The organism is Pseudomonas sp. GW822-FHT02G04, from assembly GCF_058802085.1.
Window position 1 is genome coordinate 57134 of the sequence record NZ_JBXANU010000031.1, and the last position, 21234, is coordinate 78367.

A 21234-nucleotide genomic window follows, 5' to 3' on the forward strand; every position below is an offset into this window, starting at 1 on the left:
TCAAGCCAGTAGACGCAGATCGATGTGGTGCAACGCTTGGCGAGCAGTCACGCCGAAGAGCTTTTTCAGACTCCGGGAGAAGTGCGCAGAATCGGCAAACCCGGCCTCGTGCGCCGCTTCGGTCACGGGGCTGCCGGCCAGAATCAGCACCATCGCCAGTCGCAGCCGCCGCCACAGCACCAACTTGCGCACGGGCAGGCCTAGCTGGCTGGCGAACAGCCGTTGCAATTGACTCAAGGACAGGTGCGCCTCTGCGGCCAATGCGCTACCTGGCACCTTGGTTGTCAGCCATCTGTCGAGGGCAGACAAGGCGCGCTCGATCCGAGGATCGCCAAGGGATCGGCGCGGGCAATGGCGAACGGCGTGGTCGAGGCTTTCCAGGGACAGTGCGGCTTCGAACACGACGTTGTGCAGCGCCTGAGCGTCGAACATCAATGGCTCGGCATAGACCGTGAACACCGCATCCGGTGAATCGACAATGCAGTGGCGGATTTGAGAGGGGATGAACAGGCGATGGGCCGTCTGGTTCACGCCGTCGAGACTGACGGTGACCGGTCGATCAGGGGCCAGGATCACTTGATGGGCGTAATGGGCATGGGGCGCGGTGCGCCCCAGCTCTGCGTGGATCAGGCCATAGTCACGCCCTAACCACAGGCGGCCAGTCCACTCGGTGTTTTGTGTCACTCAGTACCCGTTGTTCTGCAACAACTGCGCAACACTTGCCGCCGCCGGGCGCTTATAGAACTTCAGCAGTTCGCTGGCGCGGTTGGTGAAGATACCGTCGACACCGGCATCCGTCACTTTCTGATAATCCACGGCATCGTCGATGGTGTAGACGTGCACCAGCAGGCCCTGATCGTGGGTGTACTGGTTCATCCACGGTTTCACCAGGTCCGAATAGCTCTGATCACCGCCCTTGGTCAGCGCGGCAGAAGGCCCGGTGCCGATAGCACCCTGGGCCTTGGCGTACTCGACCCATTGCTGGAATTCGGCTTTGTCCTTCGGTTCCTGTTTGGCGTAGTAAGTCGCTTTGTCCTTGTCACCGGATTCGGCGAACGTCACTTTGGATTTCGGCTCGATGCTGCCTTCACCGACCCACAACAGCAGGATTTTCGGCACTTGCGGCATTTCCTTCTCGAGCAGTTCGAGGCTGCTCTTCTCGAAGGTTTGCAGCACGACTTTGCCTTTGCCCTGGCCGACCGCCAGATTACTTTTGGCCAGTTTGGAACCCGTCGGGCTCAGCCAGCCACGGTCCTGCAATTTATCCTTGAGGTCGCGCTCGATGCCGGGAAACTGCTTCGGCTCTTTGGTTTCGATGTACAGGCCAGGCTTATGCAGCGGATTGCCTTGGGCGATGTCGATGATTTCGTCCAGGGTCAGGATCCTTAGGCCTGCGTAGCCCGGACGCGCGCGATCCGGGTACGCCTTGTTGAACCAGCTGCCGGCATCCAGGGTTTTCAGTTCGGCGATGGTGAACTCGTTGGCCGGGCTGTCCTTGCGTTCAGGGAACTTGGTGGCGACGTCGGTGGTGCGTTGCAGGTTGTTGTCGTGCAGGGCGAACAGCACGCCATCCTTGCTGCGTTGCAGGTCCATTTCCAGGTAGTCGGCACCCAGGTCGCGAGCCAGTTTGTAGGCCGCGGCGGTGGATTCCGGTGCATCGAAAGATGCGCCACGGTGGGCGATCACCGCCGGATGTGGAATGCCCAGGCGAGTCGCCAGTGCGCTGGGGCTTGGCTCGCTGGCGGCCTGTGCTTGGCCGAGGCCGAGCATCAGGCTCAGCAGCAGGGCGCTCTTGGTGAAGGTGACAGGCATGGTCGAAGTCCTTTTGCGGTAGGTTTTCAAAGACGTATCTTTTAACAACTGAGCGCTGCTTGCGCTATCGCCATACCGACATAAACGTGTTTAAAGGAGTTTTTTTCAGCGCTTTTGTGCGGTTCTTTGCAGTAATCTTGGCCGAGGCGTTTCCCCGGCAGAGGGAAACCCCGTTCGCTTGCCCTGCGTGTAAACCATTGATCACCGGTCCTTTACGACCTTTTGTGAGGTTTACCATGCGCATCACTTCCCAGCTCATTTGCCAGGCCGCCGACCAACTCAAAGGCTTCGTCGGCCTCAATCGCAAGACCGGCCGCTACATCGTGCGCTTCAGCGAAGACGCCTTCGGCATGGACGTGGCCGACGACGGCATCATCCCTACCAGTGAGTTCGTCTGGGCGCCCGGCCCCGAGCAGACCATGACGCTCAAGCGCGAACTGATCCAGTTGCTGCTGGACCAGAACATCGACGACCGGATCAACATCACCGAGCCGTTGCGGGTGTATATGAATCGACAGGACGTGCCGCAGATTATGGCGGTGAGGAGTCTGGTGCGCGGTATTTACTGATTGAACGCATAGGCCCGCTCAACCTTGCACACCCGCGTATGACACGCCGAATACCAGGTCGATCGCCCGAGCTCACGAATCGCGCTGTGCTCGGGATGATGCTTCCAGGCCAGGATCGCTGCTTCGCTGGCCCAGTAGGACACCGTAACCCCGAGCCCATCCGCGCCCCGGACTGATTCCACACCCAGGAAGCCGGGTTGCTCACGGGCCAGTTCCACCATGCGTTCGGCAGCCTGTTCATAACCGTGATCGCCTTCGGTACGCAGCGAGGTGAAAATCACTGCGTAGTATGGTGCTGCAGGCGTCTGGGCGATCATGATTTTTGCCTCGCACAGGCCTCGATCAATGCCTTGACCAACGGCGGCAGAAGGCCTTTGAGCGCGGCGCGTTCCGGCTGGAACAGCGTTGCGACAAAGAACGGATGGCCCTTTAGCTCAACTGCCCGCAGACCCCCCGCCGAATCGTGGCCAACTGCGTGCAACTGTCGCGTCAGTAGCTGTCGTTCAAACTCGGGATTTACACCGTAACGGCAACGGTAGCCTTCACGAATCTCAGCATTTTCGTATGCCTTGGCGATTAACGAGCCTTCAACCAAATGAATGCTGTCGACGGCTTCCACCAGCACACAGGTCAGCGGCGTGAGTAACGCCCGCGTCGCGTTGGGCGATGTCTCGCCGTGTTCGGCATCTTCCCAGCCCAATACGTTGCGGGCGAATTCCAGTACCGCGTGCTGAAAACCGCCGCACGTGCCGAGGAACGGCCGTTGTAGTTCCCGGGCAAAGCGGATCGCCCGTAACGCGCCATCCATATCGCGATAAGGGCTGGCGGGCACGCACCAGAAACCATCGAAGTCATCCAGCGGCGTATCGGCGGTGATGTGGTCGGTGGCCAGCCATTGAAACTGTAGGTTGTTGCCTGTGTGTTCGGCGGCCATGCCGAGGGCGACGGGGATGGCTTGATGGGCGGTGACCTGTGGGTCGTAATCGCCGATCAGGGCGATGCGAAGGGCGTGGGTTTCCATGAGTGATCTCGACGCTTGTTGATTTCTGGCACCGACTATAGATTGGCGTTCACGCAATCAATATTGGCGTTATCCCAAGTGATCAATGCATCGATGCACTATCGGCTGGACTACCCCGACCTGTCCCTGATCCTCGCACTGGTGCGCGGCGGCTCTCTGGCCCGGGCTTCGGCGTTGTTGAAGGTCGACGTTTCGACAGTGTTTCGCGCGGTCCGCCGCCTGGAGGCCGCGCTAGGCCAGCAACTGTTCGAAAAAAGCCGCGCCGGTTACCTGCCGACAACGCTGGCGCAGACCCTGGCCGAGCAGGCTGAACGCGCCGAACAAGCGCTGGAGGCGGCGCGCATTGGTGTGGAGCAGGGCGGTGAAATCATCAGCGGCACGGTGCGCCTGACCTGCACCGATTCGGTCCTGCAAAGTCTGCTGTTGCCGGCACTGGCGCGGTTCATGCCGTCTTACCCGGCGCTGACCATTGAACTCTGTACCTCCAACGACTTCGCCAACCTCAGCCGCCGCGACGCCGACATCGCCTTGCGGCTGACCCGCACACCTCCCGAACATCTGGTTGGCCGGCGTCTGGCGGACATTTCCTACCGGGTCTGTGCTAGCGCGGCCTATCTGCAATCGGTCGATTCCCACGACCTGGCCTCATTAACCTGGATTGCCCCGGACGACTTCCTGCCCGATCACCCCACCGTTGCGTGGCGGCGTCAGCAGTTGCCCGGCGTTACACCCGGTTATCGCTGCAACAGCATGTTGTCGGTGACCGAGTTGGTGCGGGCCGGGCTGGGCGTCGCGGCGTTGCCGGACTTTCTCATCGGTGACGGACTGCAACCGTTGACCGAGCCCTTACACGGTTACGACACCGCGCTGTGGCTGCTGACCCGCCCGGACTGTCGTGCGTTGCGCTCAGTGGTCACATTGTTCGACGAGTTGGGGCGGGCGCTCCGGATCAAACCTTCGGTGGCTCCTTGCTGATGAAGTGTTGGTGCATTTCCGACGTCAGGCTTTCGATGCGTTCGGTCAGGGTCTTGGTGATTTCGGTGAGCCGGGTGTTTTGCTCCAGCAACTCCTTCAGTTGCGCAGTGTTCCGTGCGGCCTGGGCCTGACGTTCGCTGTTGGCGACGGCCAAGTCTTCGCGATGGCGCGCATCGGCATCTGACTGGGCTTTGTCCCGCGCCGCCTGACGCGTCTGGGCCAGCAGAATCAGCGGCGCGGCGTAGGCCGCTTGCAAGCTGAACGCCAGGTTGAGCAGGATGAACGGGTACACATCGAATTGGGTTACGCCGGACAGGTTCAGGCAAATCCAGACCAGCACAATCAGGGTCTGGGCGCCAAGGAAGGTCGGCGTGCCGAAGAACCGCGCAAAAGCCTCGGCGCGCAGGGCAAAACGGTCGGTACCAAAAGTAGGTGCCAGATGAGCGTGAGGGCGATGGAAGCGCAGATGATCGACGGGGGCGGTGGCTTCGGTTTCGATTTCGCTGGTCGGAGTGCTCATGATGCTCTCTGAATGGTGTGCTGGGACTGAGGCTCACTATAGCTCCAGCGTCAGTCTCATTCAGAAACACATTACGGGGTTCTTATTCAGAGCGACCGATCAGCGATAAAGCGGCGGACATTGTCATTTTTTGCAGCTTGATTCAGCACTCATAACACGCCAGGAACATGTCCAGCGCCGACTCCACCACTGTGCGCTGCATTTCAGGCGACAGGCCCGATTGGCCCATGGAAATCTGCGGCCAGAATGCAAAGGCCTTGAGTAATCCTTGGACCTGTTGCGCGGCAAACTCAGGCGCGACCTGTTTCAATCGGCCATCGGCCTGGGCGGCGCGAATCCACACGGTCAGGCTTTCTTCGCGCTCACCCATTCGGGCGACCATGTTCTGTGCACGCTCGGGAGAGTGGATGGCGGCGGCGATTGCCACCCGCGCCAGATCGAGAAAATTGTCATCGGCCAGCATCTGCAGTTTCGCCTGCAACATCAGGCGCAGCTGATCGCGCAGGGGCAGGTCATGGCGGTAGGCCGTTTCCTGCTCGGCTGTCACCCTGGTCCATAATTGATTGAGGATTTCGGCGAACAACTCTTCCTTGCTCGGGAAGTGGTTGTACACCGTGCGCTTCGACACGCCGGCGGTGGCGGCGATCTTGTCCATGCTGGTGATGTCGAAACCGTTGGTACGGAATTCGGCAATCGCTGCCTGGATAATGGCTTCGCGTTTTCGGTCGGTGAGCCGCTGTGGAGCTGTCATAAGTACGCTTCGGCAGGAAGAAGTGGAGAATTACACTCGGTAGTTTACTTGTGATCGGCTTTGATGCAACCTAGAAACTACACTGTGCAGTGTAATGTTGTGTTAATCCTGCAGGGTGAGAAATAGAATCTCGGCTGATGCGTGCGTGCCTTGGCCATTTATCGTCCCAAGCGGAAAATCGTCAATTGTGCGGTTTTTCTGGAGTCATTCAGTCATGGCCACTTCAACTTCCCCAGCGAACAACACCTCAACGCCTGAAGCGTCCCGACAGGCTCAAGGGCAGTACCGAAACCATGTGCCGGTGCAGCGCGAAGGCTTTCGCAAAACCTTGCGCATCCTGTGGAACTTCATCTTCAACAAACCGCACGACACCCGGCCGTCGGCCCCCGTTCCGGTGCAAACCCTGACCCAGGCGGCGTTGATCGCCGCGCCCAACCACAGCGTCTATCGCCTGGGCCATTCCACGGTTTTGCTCAAGCTGCGGGACAAATTCTGGATCACCGACCCGGTCTTCGCCGAACGCGCCTCGCCCGTGCAATGGGCCGGCCCCAAACGTTTCCACCAGCCGCCGATCAGCCTCGAAGATCTGCCGCCGATTGAAGCGGTGATCCTGTCCCACGATCACTACGACCACCTTGATCATCAGGCCGTGCTCAAACTGGCGGACAAGACCCGCTACTTCCTCACGCCCCTGGGCGTGGGCGACACCCTGATCAAGTGGGGCATCGACGCCAGCAAAGTGCGGCAACTGGATTGGTGGCAGGGCACCGAGGTCGATGGCCTTCAATTCGTCGCCACACCCTCGCAGCACTTTTCCGGTCGCGGCCTGTTCGACGGCAACAGCACCCTGTGGGCGTCGTGGGTGATGATCGACGGCGACACGCGGATCTTCTTCAGTGGCGACAGTGGCTACTTCGACGGCTTCAAACGCATCGGCGAGCAGTACGGCCCGTTCGACCTGACGCTCATGGAAACCGGCGCCTACAACGTCGAGTGGCCTCACGTGCACATGCAGCCCGAGCAAACCCTGCAAGCGCACATCGACCTTAAAGGGCGCTGGTTGCTGCCGATCCACAACGGCACCTTCGACCTGTCGATGCACGCCTGGTACGAACCTTTCGACCGTATTCTGGCGTTGGCCTGGGAACGGAACGTATCGATCACCACGCCGCAAATGGGCGAGGCGTTCAACGTGATGTATCCGCAGCGTGGTGGCGCGTGGTGGTTGGGGGTGGAAGGTGTAAGCGATCAGGCAACAGTGCAGAACGCTTGATGTCGTGCTGCCGGGGCGCTTGCCGTGCAAGCGCCCCGGACTTTTCAGCTGTGTTCGTCCAGTAACGACTTTGTATATTCCGAGATTTTTGCCACGGTCAGATCGCAAAATTCTCCACGGAGTATTTCGTTCAGTTCCTCCTCAGACAATCCAAGCCTATGGGCAGCCTCAGCCTTACTCAGCCGACCGGTTTCGAGGAGCATGCCTATTTTCATAACGTGTTCGGCTTTGGCCCGCATCTGCTGAAACCTCACTCAACCATCGCATAATCTGCCCGCCCCACCGGATTCGGTGTGGACCCTTTCACATTCATCCCTAGGCCCGGTGCAAACCCCGGGAAGAACACCAGGCCTTGCGATTCAAACCGATACGCCAACGCCAGCCGGGTGACATCCAGCACCTCACGCTCTGCTTCGAAACGCTGGATGGCATCAACGGAAACCCCGGATTCCTCGGACAACTCTTCCACACTCCAACCCAGCATCGCTCGGGCCTGGGCACAGTGGGCGGGGGTGAACTGGAAGAGGGCGATACGTTCCAGGGTGATTTTCATTGCAAGAGAGGCCATGGTTTTCTCCGGGGATCGAGCGTGGCGATTCGAAAAATATACTGTGTTTTTGTACAGTTGTTTTGCGCCCGGATCAAACTCATTTTTTGATCGATTGTCTTTTTTCACTCAGGCAGGGGCGTTGGACCGACTACGCTGTCTCTAGGCGGTTTCCTGAAAGCTCCAAATGATTGAACGTCAGCCTTCTGATCTTCAATGCAGGAAAGGTGGCGTTTCAAAAGCAGTTCGCCACAGCGTTATGCGGGGAAGGGAATCATGAAAAGACTATGTCTGCTGTGTACCCTGATCGGTTTTACAAGTCTGCCCGTCCTGGCCGATACGGTATCGCCAAGCAAAGATACCTTTGTCACCAACCTCATCAATCAGATGACCCTCGACGAAAAAATCGGTCAACTGCGGCTGATTGCTATCGATGAAAACATGACTCCCGAAAGGATTCGCCAGGAGATTACTGCCGGGCGCATCGGGGGGACGTATGGCTCTGTGAGCCGTAACGTAAACCGCCCCATGCAGGACGCGGCTCAACAGAGCCGCCTGAAAATACCGATGTTTTTCGGTTGGGACGTGATACACGGTCATCGAACCATTTTTCCCATCGGCCTGGCCTTGGCTTCCAGTTGGGATATGGACGCCATCGAGTTGAGCGGTCGAACGGCGGCGATAGAAGCCAGTGAGGACGGTATCGATATGACCTTTGCACCGATGATCGATGTCGCCCGTGATCCTCGCTGGGGGCGCACATCCGAAGGCTTCGGTGAAGACACCTATCTGGTTTCGCGCATTGCCAGAGTGATGGTCCAGGCCTACCAGGGCCAAAGCTTGAACGCGCCCGACAGCATCATGTCCAGCGCCAAACACTTTGCGTTGTATGGGGCTGTCGAGGGGGGGCGCGACTACAACAGCGTCGACATGGGCCTGGCCAGGATGTACCAGGATTACCTGCCACCTTATCGTTCGGCGATCGAAGGTGGCGCGGGAGCCGTCATGGCGGCGCTTAACTCGATAAATGGTGTGCCGGCGGCGGCCAATAAATGGTTGATGCAAGACCTGCTTCGCAAAGCGTGGGGTTTCAAGGGACTGGTCATCAGCGACCATAACGGGGTAACCGATCTGGTTCAGCACGGTGTTGCGAGGAATCCTCGCGACGCGGCCAGGCTTGCCATCAGGGCCGGCATTGATATGAGTATGAACGACTCCTCCTATGGTCCGGAGCTACCGGGGCTGCTTGAGTCTGGCGTTGTTTCCCAGAGCGAGATTGATAACGCGGTACGCGAGGTGCTGGGTGCCAAGTACGACATGGGGCTGTTCGAAGACCCTTACCGGCGCCTCGGCGCTGCCAGTGAAAGCGCTGCTGATAACAACGCCGAAAACCGTCTGCACAGGGCACAGGCCCGTGAAGTGGCACGCAAGACACTGGTGCTGCTGAAGAATGAAAACGGGCTCTTGCCGCTGAAAAAACAAGGCACGATTGCGCTCATCGGCCCCTTGGCAAAAAGTGCCGTCGACATCATGGGCAGCTGGTCTGCAAGCGGTGTGCCCGCGCAATCGGTGACGATCTACGACGGGCTGAAAAGCGCGATGAACCAAGGCTCGCTGATCTATGCCCGAGGCGCCAATCTCGAGGAGGATCAGGAGGTTGTTAAATACCTGGAATACCAGGGCGTGTCCGAAATCGCCAACGACCCTCGTCCGGTAGCAGAAATGATTGACGAAGCCGTCAAAGCTGCACAGCAAGCCGATGTTGTGATTGCCGTGGTGGGCGAGCCCCGCAGCATGTCCCATGAAGCGGCCAGTCGAACCAGCCTCGATCTGCCTGGGCGCCAGAGTGAATTGATCACCGCCCTGAAAGCCACCGGCAAGCCGCTAGTACTGGTATTGATGAACGGTCGACCGCTGTCCATCGGCAAGGAGCAGAAACAGGCCGATGCGATCCTGGAAACCTGGTACAGCGGCTCCGAGGGAGGCAATGCCGTTGCCGATGTATTGTTCGGTGACTACAACCCGTCCGGCAAATTACCCATCACCTTTCCGCGCTCCGTGGGGCAAATCCCCAATTACTACAGCCACCTGAACACCGGCCGTCCGTACCTGCCGGGCGCGCTTCGCAACTACACGTCGCAATATTTCGATCAATCCTATGGGCCGCTTTACCCCTTCGGCTATGGGCTGAGCTATACCGATTTCAGCCTGACCGACATGGCCCTGTCTTCGACCACACTGAATAAAACCGACATCCTCGTCGCCAGCATCATGGTGAAAAATACCGGCCAGCGTGACGGCGAAACGGTGGTTCAGCTGTATATCCGCGATGTCGTTGCCTCCGTCGCCCGTCCGGTCAAAGAACTGAAAAACTTTCAAAAAATCATGCTCAAGGCCGGCGAGGAGAAAGCAGTCCACTTCAGCATTAATGAGAACGACTTGAAATTCTTCAACTCCCAACTGGAATACGTCGCCGAACCGGGCGAGTTCCGGGTGCAAATCGGCCTGGATTCCCAGGATGTGAAGGAGCAGAGTTTTGAGTTGCTGTCAGAACAAGCCAGTCAAGACAATCATGCGCCTGGTGCAGAACCTGTAGACGCGAGCGGTGCGGCGATCCGACTTGCCCACGAAGAACGATGACGTGTAATACCTGAAAACCGCGGTGCATTCTTCGCGGGCAAGCCTCGCTCCCACAGGTTCCGCGCTAGGCGCGCGATTGGCTTTAGTGGTCATTTCGCTCCCTCCAGCCAAACGGACGGTGCCTGCCCCAGCACACGACGGAACATGGTCGAAAACGCCGCCGGGCTTTCATAGCCAAAATCCAGGGCAATCCGCGTCACCGGCGTGCCCACCGCCAACCGCGCCAAGGCCAGCACCACACAAGCCCGCTGCCGCCATTGGCTGAAACTCAGCCCGGTTTGTTGGCGGAACAGGCGATTGAACGTACGCAAACTGATATGCAACTGATCGGCCCATTGTTGCGGCGATTGGTGAGCGTTCGGTTGCCGGAGAAACGTCTGACACAACCCGAGCAGCCGCGAATCCATCGGCAGCGGGATATGCAACGGCAGGTGAGCACTGCGCGCCAGTTCATGCAGCAACAAGTCGATCAGCGCCCCGTCGCGCCCGGCCTCGTCATACTCCAGCGCAACCTCCACCGCCTCCATCAACAAATGCCGCATCAACGGCGAAACACTGATTACCTGGCAACGATTGCCCAGATCAACCACCCCCGGTTCGATATACACACTGCGAGTGCTCACCCCCAGCATCAACACCTCATGCGCCACCCCCGGCGGAATCCACACCGCCCGTTGCGGCGGCACCACCCAATTGCCATCGAGCGTGCTCACCTGCATCACCCCCGTGGCGCCGTACAACAACTGCGCCCGCCGATGCGTATGACGCGGCAATCGATGACCGTCGGGGTAATCCGTGCCGATGGCCACCACCGGCCGTGGCGTGTCGTCCAGCAGATCAATCGAAACATTGCGCATCAAGCGGCACCCAGCGGTTGGCGTAAACGCAAATATTATTGGCTGACTTGCTGAGGCAGGCCAAGTCCCGCCGCTCTATCGTCGGCCACTCTCAATCCACGGACGATGCGCGATGTTCTTCTACCTCTTGCTGGCACTCTTCGGCTGCATGACCGGCGTCACCGCTGTACTGTTCGGCTTCGGCGGCGGCTTCGTCGTCGTGCCTTTGCTGTACCGCATGCTCACGGCCAGCCACGGGACCGACGACCCCATCGGCCAATCGGCGATGCACATTGCCGTGGCCACCTCGACCTGCGTGATGATCGTCAATGCGCTAATCGCCACCAGAAAACATCGCCGCGCCGGCAATCTCATTCGCTATTACCTGTGGCCGTTGGGCGGGTTCATCGGCCTGGGCGCGATCGTCGGAGCTGTGGCCGCGATGTGGGCGAGTGGCGAGTTGATCCGTTTTGCCTTCATCGTTTACCTGGGAGTGACCATTCTGGACTGCTTGTTCAGACGCGGTTTTCTTACGCAGTCCTACACCGAAATCCCACGGCGATTGGGCGGGGCAGAAGTGTCTGGTGGCGGTGTGGGAATTGGCGCTATCGCCACGTTTCTTGGGGTGGGCGGCAGCGTCATGACCGTGCCGTTATTGCGCCGTTGTGGCCTCAGCATGTCGCAAGCCACATCCATGGCCAACCCGCTGAGCCTGCCTGTTGCGGTGGCCGGAACGTTGACCTATATGGCGATGGCGGGGGTTGCCGAGTTTGATCTGGGGTCGTGGTTTGTCGGTTATGTGGATGTGCTGGCGTTTGCGGTGCTGACGGTCGGGTCGCTGGTGGGGATTCGGCTGGCTACGCCGTGGATCGGGCGGATACCGGATCGGGCGCATGCGCGGGTTTATATTGGTTTGCTGCTTTTAGTGATGCTTGGCATATGCGTTAAATAGCGGCACAGACCTCTTGAGAACCCAGGATGTTGATCTTCAACTGCACCGAAGCCGCCAGCACCTTCTTCAGCCGCGTCCACAAGGGCAAGAAAATAACCCCGGTGGAGAAACCTCCATCGTCCGTTATCGAGGACGACGAGCAGGGTGACTCAACCGAACAGTGGCTGGTCCACGCCATTACCGTGCAACGCAAGCACGTGTTGTTCGTCATCCATGTGAAAACCCGTTATTGCATGATCTTTGCTGACGCTAAAAAGGCTGACGTGGAAGGTTTTGTTCAACGGTTTTCCGAGCGATGGATCAATGGCCTGATACGCCATGCGGGGCAGAACGATATCCTGCAGTGGGTTAACGATGAGCCGACGATGGAGCGTTTCCAGGAAAGCTGCCGCCAGTACACGTTTTACAAGCGCGGTCATCGCGGTGCGCAAAAGCACATCAACGAGATTGCCTGGATTTTTGAGGATTGCGCCGCCGAATGGGGATCTTTGCCTTCGGACGAATTCTCGGCTGGCCGTTTCGATGGTGATATGAACGACACCCCGAGAGGCGGTAAAGGGCACAAGGACTATTACTTTCCGGATGAGGAAATGATGGTCCATTGGTTGTGCCAGTACTGCGGCCTCGACGAGTCAGGCATACAAGCTGCGCGTGATCGGCGCAAAGAAGTGAGACGGGAAACTTTTGAACTGTTGAATCAGCTTGATCAGGATTGATCGGACCATATCGATTCTTGGACGCTGATTCGCCATACTCCGCGCCAATATTTCGTGAGCAGACGCTCACTTTTTTCAAGGATGTATTGATGTTCAAAGGATTGTTGCGCCTTGCACCCTGCGCCACGTTATTACTCGCGTTCTGTTCGACAGCCGATGCCGAATACACCAATCGCCTCTTCACCGGCACCCTGGGCAAGATGCCGATCGTGCTGGAACTCAACACCAACCAGCCGGACGAAGTCACCGGCCGCTACTTCTATGAGAAATACCATCGCGACCTGGAACTGAGCGGCTCGCTGCAAGAAGAGACCCTGACGCTAACCGAAGGCAACAACCGCTACGGTGAAGACAAACCCCAGCCAACCCTGAAGTTGCAAGAAACGGCCAACGGCTGGCAAGGCGAATGGAAAGGCCCCAAGGGCAAAGTTCTGCAAATGCAATTGACCGAGGCCAAGCTCCCGGCACCGGCAGCAGGCGCCTTGCCCTTCATCGCTACGCTGCCGAAAAGCGACCCCTACGAATACCTGCGCCTGCAAGGCTTGAAACTCAAACCGGGCAAGAAAGAGTCCTTCATGGGCTACGACCTGCAATGGTGGACGGAGCCCGCGTCCGGTCTCTCCATGTTCAGCGTCGAGTCCGGCTACCCGAAAGCTGACCAGCAGCGGATCAATCAGCAATTGTTGGAGCGGCTCTGGAGCGAAGTCATCAACTACCACGGCTGCTTGCTGGGAGGTGGGGAATTTGCCGAGTTCGACCAAGGCGTCGCCCCCCAATTCCTATCGCCCGATGCGGTCAGCCTGAACATCTCCACCGGCTACAGCTGCGGCGGCGCTCACCCGGATTTTGGCAATTCGCCGATCAACCTCGACGTTCACACCGGCCATAACCTGTCGCTGGAAGACGTGCTGTGGGTTGGCAACGGCAAGCCGCTGCTGCACGCCGATCGCTACGGCGCGAGCGATACATCGTTGACCGAGGAAGAGAGCAAGGCACGATTCACCTATCAGCGCGAAGTGTTCGTACCATGGCTGATCAAGCAATTCACCGCGTTGTACCCCGAGGAAATGCAGAAGCCGGCGGACGAGGAAGGCTGCGATTACACCGACGAAAGCGTTTGGGGTTATTCCAACTGGCACTTCACCGCAAAAGGCCTGTACCTGGGACCGTACTTCGCCCGCGTACAACGCAATTGCGATGACCCGGGCTGGTCAGTGCTGCCGTACGCCGTGGTCAAGCAACATCCCGGCGCGGTCAAACTCGAACTGCCTCGCAACTAATCCTTAGCCTGCTGCCAACCCCGGCGCTTCACGAATGATGAAGTGATCCAGATTCTCGATGTTGGCACTGAACACCCCGAACATCTGTTCGGGGTTTTTCTTGCTCGGCACCTGCTTCAACTCCGGCGTCACGCCATAAAAGAAGCAATACAACTCGGCATCACTATCGACGGCGTGCTTGATCTCCTCCAGAAACGCCTTGCGCTTGCGGTAGTTGTCGATCAGCTTCTTGCTCAGATAAACGTTGACCGAATAAGGCTTCTTCTTCGCCTCGTCCGGTTGCTTGAACCAGACCTTCTGTTCGAAATCGATGCGAAAGCTCTGCGTATAATCCTTGATCTGCTTGATCTTGCCCCAGTAAATCAGCCCCTTGTTGTCCTGCAGGTACTCGATCTTCTTGAAGAACGACCCATAGGGCGCCGTGTGTTCGCCAATCTTCAGCGGCATACGCTTGAGCAGCTCCTTGTCCGCGAAGTTCGACACAAAACACTCCACCGGGTGGGCGAAGACACTGGTCTTGTCCGGCGCCGACTCGCGACTCGGATACTCGACGTCACTGGCCGCTGAAGTGGGTGTTGGGGCATCGCGCAAAACATCCGCCGCCACCGCCGGGCTCGACGGCTTACGCACATACTCACGCCGAGTCAGCAACAACTCCGACGGGAAATGCTCCTCCCGACCGTCATCCGACTCCGCCCCGTCCGTCTCCAGGCCCGACGCCGACGTCTTCAGACTGACATAAGGACAACCCTCGACATGCCGCGTGCTGGGCATGTTTTTGAAGTGCGGCGTGCGCACGTAATTCACGTTCTTGGCGTTGAACGTTCCAAGCACGTTGGCCGCATCAAACGCTAAACGGCAGGCATCGTTGGGGCACTGGAAATGCTCCTTGGCGGAATCGAATTCCATGGTTTCGTCGAAATTCAAATCGCGCACGTCATAGATCGACAGCTTGTCGTCGAGGCTGAGGCAGTAGGCGAGGTCGAATTTCATGGTGGGCTCGGGTCCGCGAGAGGGAAGGGTATTAATAGCGGGAGGGACGTGATAGCGCACCTCTTAATTCGTCAATATCTTCAATCTTTGGGCGTGTGCGTGGCACGTTTGGCCTCGCTCACGATGAGGTGCAGTTACGATTTTGCTATCTACGGCATCTGTAAAAAGGAGATGTTTCTGCGGATTTTGATTGAGCTGCTAGAGCGAAACTCTTCCTTTGCTGATCGATATGTGGGGATTTTTCGCGAAGCCTGTAGGAGTTTTCTTGTTATTTGGTAGGCTTCATCTTCTGTTGTGAGGATGAATGGATGCCAGCTGTCATTTCCGAAAATGATGTATCGAAGTGGTCCGATAAAACCGGGGCCCGGTATCACTTCCCGAAGCAGTACAGACCGGTGCTCTCCGAAGGAATGGAGGTGCTTTACTACAAAGGGAAAATGAAAAATAAGGCTTTTTCGGATCAGCGCCTGAGTGCGAGCCCACACTATTTTGGTGTTGCTCGAGTAGGGAAGATATATGCGGACAAGGACAGCACAAAGGGTGATCTGTTTGCTGATATTGAGGACTTCAAGCCTTTTGAATTTGCAGTCCCGAACAAAATTGATGGGGAATACCTTGAGCCAATTCCTCAAAGGCTAAAAAATAATTATTGGCGCAGAAGTGCTCGGGAAATTGATCAAGCTGTATTTGACAGAATTTGCTCTCACGCGGTGCTGAAGGCGCAACTGGATGACGGTTCTAGCCCAATCGATGGCACGCAGGAGTTTGAGACTAGAGTTACCGGCACTGAAGGGAAAAAAGTCGCCTATTACGGCGTAAGATATGAGCGCAACCCAAAGCTTAGGCTGCAAGCAATCGAAATTCATGGACTTCGATGTAACGCTTGTGAGTTTGATTTTGAGAAGGCTTACGGCGAGCACGCGAAAGGCTTTATCCACGTACACCACGTGAAGCCCATTTCTGAATATGAAGAAGACCAGGTGGTCGATCCAGCGACCGACATGATTACACTCTGCGCAAATTGCCACGCGGTTGTTCATAAGAAGCCCAACCAGCTGCTGAGCGTTGAACAACTGAAAGGCATTCTCAGTGGGCGTTGGGTTTTCGACGACTTAACCTAAGGTAGTTGTGTTGTGTAAGAGGAGGTTTGCAGGGAATCAGGTTGCAATCGCACGATGAGGGCCATAAAAAAGGGCTACCAATGGTAGCCCTTGCGGTAATTCAGCGTTATGCGAATCAATCCCAGCTCAACGCCCCACCAGTCTGATACTCAATAACCCGCGTCTCAAAGAAATTCTTCTCTTTCTTCAAGTCCATGATCTCACTCATCCAAGGGAACGGGTTAGTAGTCCCTGGGTATTCCTCTTTCAAACCAATCTGCGACAACCGACGGTTTGCGATGAACTTCAGATAGTCCTCCATCATCGCCGCATTCATGCCCAATACCCCACGAGGCATGGTGTCACGAGCGTATTCAATCTCCAGCTGAGTCCCTTGCAGAATCATCTGGCTCGCTTCTTCCTTCATCTCAGCATCCCACAAGTGTGGGTTTTCGATTTTGATCTGGTTGATCACGTCGATGCCGAAGTTCAGGTGCATGGATTCGTCGCGCAGGATGTACTGGAACTGCTCGGCGACGCCGGTCATTTTGTTGCGGCGGCCCATGGAGAGGATTTGGGTGAAGCCGCAGTAGAAGAAGATGCCTTCCAGAACGCAGTAGTAGGCGATCAGGTTGCGCAGCAGCTCTTTGTCGGTTTCGACGGTGCCGGTTTCGAACTTCGGATCGGAGATCGAACGGGTGTATTTCAGGCCCCAGGTGGCTTTTTTCGCGACCGATGGGATCTCGTGGTACATGTTGAAGATCTCGCCTTCATCCATGGCCAACGATTCGATGCAGTACTGGTAGGCGTGGGTGTGGATCGCCTCTTCGAAGGCCTGGCGCAGGATGTACTGGCGGCATTCCGGGTTGGTGATCAGGCGGTACACGGCCAGGACCAGGTTGTTGGCAACCAGGGAGTCGGCGGTGGAGAAGAAGCCGAGGTTGCGCATCACGATGCGGCGCTCGTCGTCGGTCAGGCCTTCCGGGTTTTTCCAGAGGGCGATGTCGGCGGTCATGTTGACTTCTTGCGGCATCCAGTGGTTTGCGCAGCCGTCCAGGTACTTCTGCCATGCCCAGTCGTATTTGAATGGCACGAGCTGGTTGAGGTCGGCGCGGCAGTTGATCATGCGCTTTTCATCGACAGCTACACGGGCAGAGGCGCCTTCCAGTTCGGCGAGGCCTTCGGCGACGTCGAGGGAATCTAGGGCAGCCTTGGCGCGGGCGATCGCGGCGGAGTCCGTCGCGGTCACGGCGCGGGCCTCTTGAGCGGCGGCACCACCGGCGCTGTCGAGGCGGTCCATGTTGGCTTCAGAAGCGTGGCCGGCATTGGCGCCTTTTACAGCGACTTCGCCGTCATCTTCTTTGTCGAATTCGTCCCAGCTCAGCATGACGTGTCGTCTCCTGCGTGAGGGCCAGTTGCCCGTGTGAAAACTGATAGGTTGGTTTTTCACACGGCCGGTTCTGGCCGCGTTGGATCTAAAGGAAATCGTTTGTTGCAGCAGTACAACGCAGGCAATAAACAGAATTTTGTACGGGTATTCCGAAGCCGCTGATGGGCGCAGAGAACGTGAACCGCTCTGCGTGGGCTTCAGACTGGCTTTTCACCCCTGTAAGGGAATATTGCAGGCCCGTTTAAGTCCGCATTATAAGGAAATTTTCGGCCCCGTGGTGCGGCGAAATGGCACCTGGAGGGCTCGGCGAGGGGCGTTTTCAGGTTGGAGCGAGGGTTTACAGGGCTTTGGCGGAGGAAGTTTTTTTTTCGCCTGTTTCGGCTGGTTTTTGACGGTGAGGCCGGGGTGTTCATACCGTTACAGGCAGCTATTGCGGCACAAGCCAGGCGGGACGGGGCTTGCAGAGTATTGGGCGGGGGTTTGTGGATGAGAATGTGTGCAATTCTGAGCTGCAAAAGGTCTTGAAGAGTGTTGCTCAAAAAATAACCAAAAAACCATATTTTCCACTACATGTTGTGGTTTTGGTCGATTTTCAACCACTCCAGACACAACTAAGCCCGACCGAAGTCGGGCTGTGATGTCGCGCCGGGTTTCAGCTGAAGCGAGCGGCACCCACGCGGTCAGCACCATCGGCAGCAAGCTTGGCGGCGCCAGTGTGATCAGCACCATCGGCAGCGACTTTGGCAGCACCCGTACGATCAAAACCGTCAGCCGCGAAAGAGGCAGAACCGGTGCGGTCGTAACCGTCAGAAGCGACAGCCGCATCGTTGAAAACAGCCGAGCCAGTGCGGTCGTAGCCATCGGCGGCGAAGGTGTTGGCGGCCAGGACGGAAAGGGTCAGGGCGAGGATCAGTTTGGTTTTCATGGTAGTGGCTCCAGGTTCATTGGCGTTGTGTGCCTTGGTGTGGAATTCATACTACGCCAGATAATTTGATTAAAAAGTGCAAATAAATGCTTAAAGCAATCTAGTTAATCGATATAAGGCTCGGCGCTTCATCGGTCTTTGAAAAGGGATGGGTCGAGCCTTGGGAGATAAGAGTGGGGCGGATCAGCCGTTGGAGCAGCCGTTACCCATGACGCTGTAGCGCAGAATGTGCCGCTGACCTTTGGAGTCGTCGTACACCATTTTGGCCGGAACCACTTCGCACACATTCGGGATTTCGCTCATCGAGACAACTTTGGCGATGTCCAGATGGGTGGAGTAGGTGTATTCCTCGACGACGGGTTGTTGCTGTGCGACATCAGTCGGGACCTCGTCCGCCATGGCGGTTGCGCACAGACTGCTGAGGGCCAGAACCAATAAAGCTTTCATTTAAAAGTTACCTTTCTGAGGTCGAATGGGGTCACGCAACCTTTTTGGGATTGCGTGTGGAGCTTTGATAAAGAGTCTTGGATTAACTGCCTTCGTGGGGGCTGCAACTGGGTTAATCACGTTGCCTTGTTGGCGAGACCGATTTTAGGCCTGGGGGTGGCGGGCATATAGCCGTGCTTTTGATAAACACCTTTGGCAGATTTGGTAATAATCGTCGAGCCCCCTAAAACATTGGGTTTGAGCGCCTCGTTACGGTATAGCCACATTTTGTAGGGGCTTGTTACTACCATCGTCGAATGGTTCTATAGGCCCGCCCCGGCTACAACTGGGGCCATACAAAAACAACTATTCCACCGAGGTAAGAAAGATGAGTGCGGCTTCTTTGTATCCCGTTCGTCCCGAGGTAGCAGCCAATACACTGACTGACGAGGCCACTTACAAGGCCATGTACCAGCAGTCGGTCGTCAACCCGGACGGCTTCTGGCGCGAACAAGCCAAGCGCCTCGACTGGATCAAGCCTTTCACCACGGTGAAGCAGACGTCCTTCGACGATCACCATGTCGACATCAAATGGTTCGCCGACGGCACGCTGAACGTTTCCTACAACTGCCTCGACCGTCATCTGGCCGAGCGTGGCGATCAAGTCGCGATTATTTGGGAAGGGGATGACCCTGCCGAAAGTCGCAACATCACTTACCGCGAACTGCACGAACAAGTCTGCAAGTTCGCCAACGCCTTGCGCGGCCAGGATGTGCACCGCGGCGACGTGGTGACAATCTATATGCCGATGATCCCCGAAGCCGTGGTCGCCATGCTGGCCTGCACCCGGATCGGCGCGATTCACTCGGTGGTATTCGGCGGTTTTTCGCCGGAAGCCCTGGCCGGTCGCATCATCGACTGCCGCTCGAAAGTGGTGATCACCGCCGACGAAGGCATCCGCGCCGGCAAGAAGATCTCGCTCAAGGCCAACGTCGACGACGCGCTGACCAACCCGGAAACCAGCAGCATTCAGAAAGTCATCGTGTGCAAGCGCACCGGTGGCGACATCAAGTGGAACCAGCATCGCGACATCTGGTACGAAGACCTGATGAAAGTGGCGGGCACCGTCTGCGCGCCAAAAGAAATGGGCGCCGAAGAAGCGCTGTTCATCCTTTATACCTCCGGCTCCACCGGTAAGCCGAAGGGTGTGCAACACACCACTGGCGGTTATTTGTTGTACGCGGCAATGACCCATGAGCGCGTGTTCGACTACCGTCCGGGCGAAATCTACTGGTGCACCGCCGACGTCGGCTGGGTCACCGGCCATTCTTATATCGTCTACGGCCCGCTGGCCAACGGTGCGACCACGCTGCTGTTCGAAGGCGTGCCGAACTATCCGGACATCACCCGGGTATCGAAGATCGTCGACAAGCACAAGGTCAACATTCTCTACACCGCGCCGACCGCGATCCGCGCGATGATGGCGTCGGGCACCGCTGCTGTTGAAGGCGCCGATGGCAGCAGCCTGCGTCTGTTGGGTTCGGTCGGTGAGCCGATTAACCCGGAAGCGTGGGATTGGTACTACAAGAATGTCGGCCAATCCCGTTGCCCGATCGTGGATACCTGGTGGCAGACTGAAACCGGCGGCAACATGATGAGCCCGCTGCCGGGCGCTCACGGCCTGAAACCTGGCTCTGCAGCACGGCCGTTCTTCGGCGTGGTGCCGGCGCTGGTGGACAACCTGGGCAACATCATTGAAGGCGTTGCCGAGGGCAACCTGGTGATTCTCGACTCGTGGCCAGGCCAGGCGCGCACGCTGTATGGCGACCATGACCGCTTCGTCGACACCTACTTCAAGACCTTCCGTGGCATGTACTTCACCGGTGACGGTGCGCGTCGTGACGCAGACGGTTACTACTGGATCACTGGTCGCGTGGATGACGTGCTCAACGTTTCCGGCCACCGCATGGGCACCGCCGAGATCGAAAGCGCGATGGTCGCTCACCCGAAAGTCGCCGAAGCGGCGGTGGTCGGTGTGCCGCACGACATCAAGGGGCAGGGCATTTATGTCTACGTCACGTTGAACGCTGGTGAAGAGACCAGCGAGCAACTGCGCCTGGAGCTGAAGAACTGGGTGCGTAAAGAGATCGGCCCGATTGCCTCGCCGGATGTCATTCAGTGGGCGCCGGGTCTGCCGAAAACCCGCTCGGGCAAGATCATGCGCCGGATTCTGCGCAAGATCGCCACGGCGGAATACGACGGGTTGGGCGATATCTCCACCCTGGCCGATCCGGGTGTGGTGCAGCATTTGATTGATACGCACAAGACCATGAATGTTGCGTAAGTAGCATTCGGAGTCATCGAAGCCCTGCCAGGTGTTGAGTCTGGTGGGGCTTTTTCGTACTGGGAGTACTGATCGTTCCCATGCTCCGCGTCACTAGTGTCCGGTAAAACCTTTTCAGAGCTGAAGGCTGCCTTGGGCAGCCTTCAGCTCTGTTCGCTTTTGCC

21 protein-coding genes are annotated in these 21234 nt (G+C 57.5%); 9 read left to right on the forward strand and 12 right to left on the reverse strand.

The window, feature by feature from the left end:
* Entirely contained in the window at positions 1–684 is a 684-nt protein-coding gene (locus AC1RO5_RS27065; protein ID WP_493178654.1) for a helix-turn-helix transcriptional regulator, read from the reverse strand.
* Entirely contained in the window at positions 685–1812 is a 1128-nt protein-coding gene (locus AC1RO5_RS27070) for a glycerophosphodiester phosphodiesterase (RefSeq protein ID WP_493178656.1), read from the reverse strand.
* A gap of 236 nt (positions 1813–2048) precedes the next feature.
* Here AC1RO5_RS27070 and AC1RO5_RS27075 point away from each other — a divergent pair, with 236 nt between their 5' ends.
* The gene (locus AC1RO5_RS27075) at positions 2049–2381 is read left to right on the forward strand and encodes a DUF2025 family protein (protein WP_493178657.1); all 333 of its coding nucleotides are present in this window, start codon (positions 2049–2051) and stop codon (positions 2379–2381) included.
* On the opposite strand, the gene AC1RO5_RS27080 is transcribed toward AC1RO5_RS27075, so the two are convergent.
* Positions 2375–2698 (reverse strand): antibiotic biosynthesis monooxygenase family protein, encoded by a 324-nt coding sequence (locus AC1RO5_RS27080; RefSeq protein WP_493178658.1) that lies wholly within the window; start codon positions 2696–2698, stop codon positions 2375–2377. The two genes, AC1RO5_RS27075 and AC1RO5_RS27080, sit on opposite strands and share 7 nt — an antisense overlap.
* A complete protein-coding gene (locus AC1RO5_RS27085) occupies positions 2695–3402 on the reverse strand; it encodes a CTP synthase C-terminal region-related (seleno)protein (protein ID WP_493178660.1) in 708 nt (235 codons plus the stop codon). The genes AC1RO5_RS27080 and AC1RO5_RS27085 overlap by 4 nt, the downstream gene beginning before the upstream one ends.
* Before the next feature lie 15 nt (positions 3403–3417).
* On the opposite strand from AC1RO5_RS27085, the gene AC1RO5_RS27090 reads away from it, so the two are divergent.
* Positions 3418–4377 (forward strand): LysR family transcriptional regulator, encoded by a 960-nt coding sequence (locus AC1RO5_RS27090; RefSeq protein ID WP_493178662.1) that lies wholly within the window; start codon positions 3418–3420, stop codon positions 4375–4377.
* Here the strand turns inward: AC1RO5_RS27090 and AC1RO5_RS27095 are convergent.
* Entirely contained in the window at positions 4352–4897 is a 546-nt protein-coding gene (locus AC1RO5_RS27095; protein ID WP_493178664.1) for a DUF1003 domain-containing protein, read from the reverse strand. The two genes, AC1RO5_RS27090 and AC1RO5_RS27095, sit on opposite strands and share 26 nt — an antisense overlap.
* Before the next feature lie 142 nt (positions 4898–5039).
* Positions 5040–5648 carry a TetR/AcrR family transcriptional regulator gene (locus AC1RO5_RS27100; protein WP_493178666.1) on the reverse strand — a complete coding sequence of 203 codons (609 nt, stop codon included), beginning with the start codon at positions 5646–5648 and terminating at the stop codon, positions 5040–5042.
* Between the two features lie 214 nt (positions 5649–5862).
* On the opposite strand from AC1RO5_RS27100, the gene AC1RO5_RS27105 reads away from it, so the two are divergent.
* A complete protein-coding gene (locus AC1RO5_RS27105) occupies positions 5863–6921 on the forward strand; it encodes an MBL fold metallo-hydrolase (protein ID WP_493178668.1) in 1059 nt (352 codons plus the stop codon).
* 250 nt (positions 6922–7171) lie between these two features.
* Here AC1RO5_RS27105 and AC1RO5_RS27110 read toward each other — a convergent pair whose 3' ends face one another.
* Positions 7172–7489, reverse strand: coding sequence for a helix-turn-helix domain-containing protein (locus AC1RO5_RS27110; protein WP_493178670.1), 318 nt, complete (start codon positions 7487–7489; stop codon positions 7172–7174).
* Positions 7490–7744: 255 nt separating this feature from the next.
* Here AC1RO5_RS27110 and bglX point away from each other — a divergent pair, with 255 nt between their 5' ends.
* The gene (bglX, locus tag AC1RO5_RS27115) at positions 7745–10108 is read left to right on the forward strand and encodes a beta-glucosidase BglX (protein ID WP_493178672.1); all 2364 of its coding nucleotides are present in this window, start codon (positions 7745–7747) and stop codon (positions 10106–10108) included.
* Between the two features lie 89 nt (positions 10109–10197).
* Here the strand turns inward: bglX and AC1RO5_RS27120 are convergent, their stop codons facing one another.
* On the reverse strand, positions 10198–10965 hold the full coding sequence (locus AC1RO5_RS27120; RefSeq protein WP_493178673.1) for an AraC family transcriptional regulator: 768 nt from the start codon (positions 10963–10965) through the stop codon (positions 10198–10200).
* A gap of 112 nt (positions 10966–11077) precedes the next feature.
* Between AC1RO5_RS27120 and AC1RO5_RS27125 the strand changes: the two genes are divergently transcribed.
* From AC1RO5_RS27125 to AC1RO5_RS27135, 3 genes are all read left to right on the forward strand, one after another.
* On the forward strand, positions 11078–11896 hold the full coding sequence (locus AC1RO5_RS27125) for a sulfite exporter TauE/SafE family protein (protein ID WP_493178675.1): 819 nt from the start codon (positions 11078–11080) through the stop codon (positions 11894–11896).
* Between the two features lie 26 nt (positions 11897–11922).
* Entirely contained in the window at positions 11923–12612 is a 690-nt protein-coding gene (locus tag AC1RO5_RS27130; protein WP_493178677.1) for a DUF6933 domain-containing protein, read from the forward strand.
* An 89-nt stretch (positions 12613–12701) separates the two neighbouring features.
* Complete coding sequence (locus AC1RO5_RS27135; protein ID WP_493178678.1) at positions 12702–13892, forward strand: hypothetical protein; 1191 nt, start codon at positions 12702–12704, stop codon at positions 13890–13892.
* A gap of 3 nt (positions 13893–13895) precedes the next feature.
* Here AC1RO5_RS27135 and AC1RO5_RS27140 read toward each other — a convergent pair whose 3' ends face one another.
* On the reverse strand, positions 13896–14885 hold the full coding sequence (locus AC1RO5_RS27140; protein WP_493178679.1) for a hypothetical protein: 990 nt from the start codon (positions 14883–14885) through the stop codon (positions 13896–13898).
* A 308-nt stretch (positions 14886–15193) separates the two neighbouring features.
* Here AC1RO5_RS27140 and AC1RO5_RS27145 point away from each other — a divergent pair, with 308 nt between their 5' ends.
* On the forward strand, positions 15194–16006 hold the full coding sequence (locus AC1RO5_RS27145; protein ID WP_493178681.1) for an HNH endonuclease: 813 nt from the start codon (positions 15194–15196) through the stop codon (positions 16004–16006).
* 115 nt (positions 16007–16121) lie between these two features.
* Here the strand turns inward: AC1RO5_RS27145 and AC1RO5_RS27150 are convergent, their stop codons facing one another.
* The 3 genes from AC1RO5_RS27150 to AC1RO5_RS27160 all read right to left on the reverse strand — a co-directional run bounded on the left by AC1RO5_RS27150 (position 16122) and on the right by AC1RO5_RS27160 (position 18747).
* The gene (locus AC1RO5_RS27150; protein ID WP_007934889.1) at positions 16122–17372 is read right to left on the reverse strand and encodes a ribonucleotide-diphosphate reductase subunit beta; all 1251 of its coding nucleotides are present in this window, start codon (positions 17370–17372) and stop codon (positions 16122–16124) included.
* Positions 17373–18027: 655 nt separating this feature from the next.
* The gene (locus AC1RO5_RS27155) at positions 18028–18300 is read right to left on the reverse strand and encodes a hypothetical protein (RefSeq protein WP_493178682.1); all 273 of its coding nucleotides are present in this window, start codon (positions 18298–18300) and stop codon (positions 18028–18030) included.
* 183 nt (positions 18301–18483) lie between these two features.
* Positions 18484–18747 (reverse strand): DUF2790 domain-containing protein, encoded by a 264-nt coding sequence (locus AC1RO5_RS27160; protein WP_007934891.1) that lies wholly within the window; start codon positions 18745–18747, stop codon positions 18484–18486.
* 367 nt (positions 18748–19114) lie between these two features.
* Here AC1RO5_RS27160 and acs point away from each other — a divergent pair, with 367 nt between their 5' ends.
* Positions 19115–21070 (forward strand): acetate--CoA ligase, encoded by a 1956-nt coding sequence (gene acs / locus AC1RO5_RS27165; protein ID WP_493178683.1) that lies wholly within the window; start codon positions 19115–19117, stop codon positions 21068–21070.
* Positions 21071–21234: the final 164 nt, after the last annotated feature.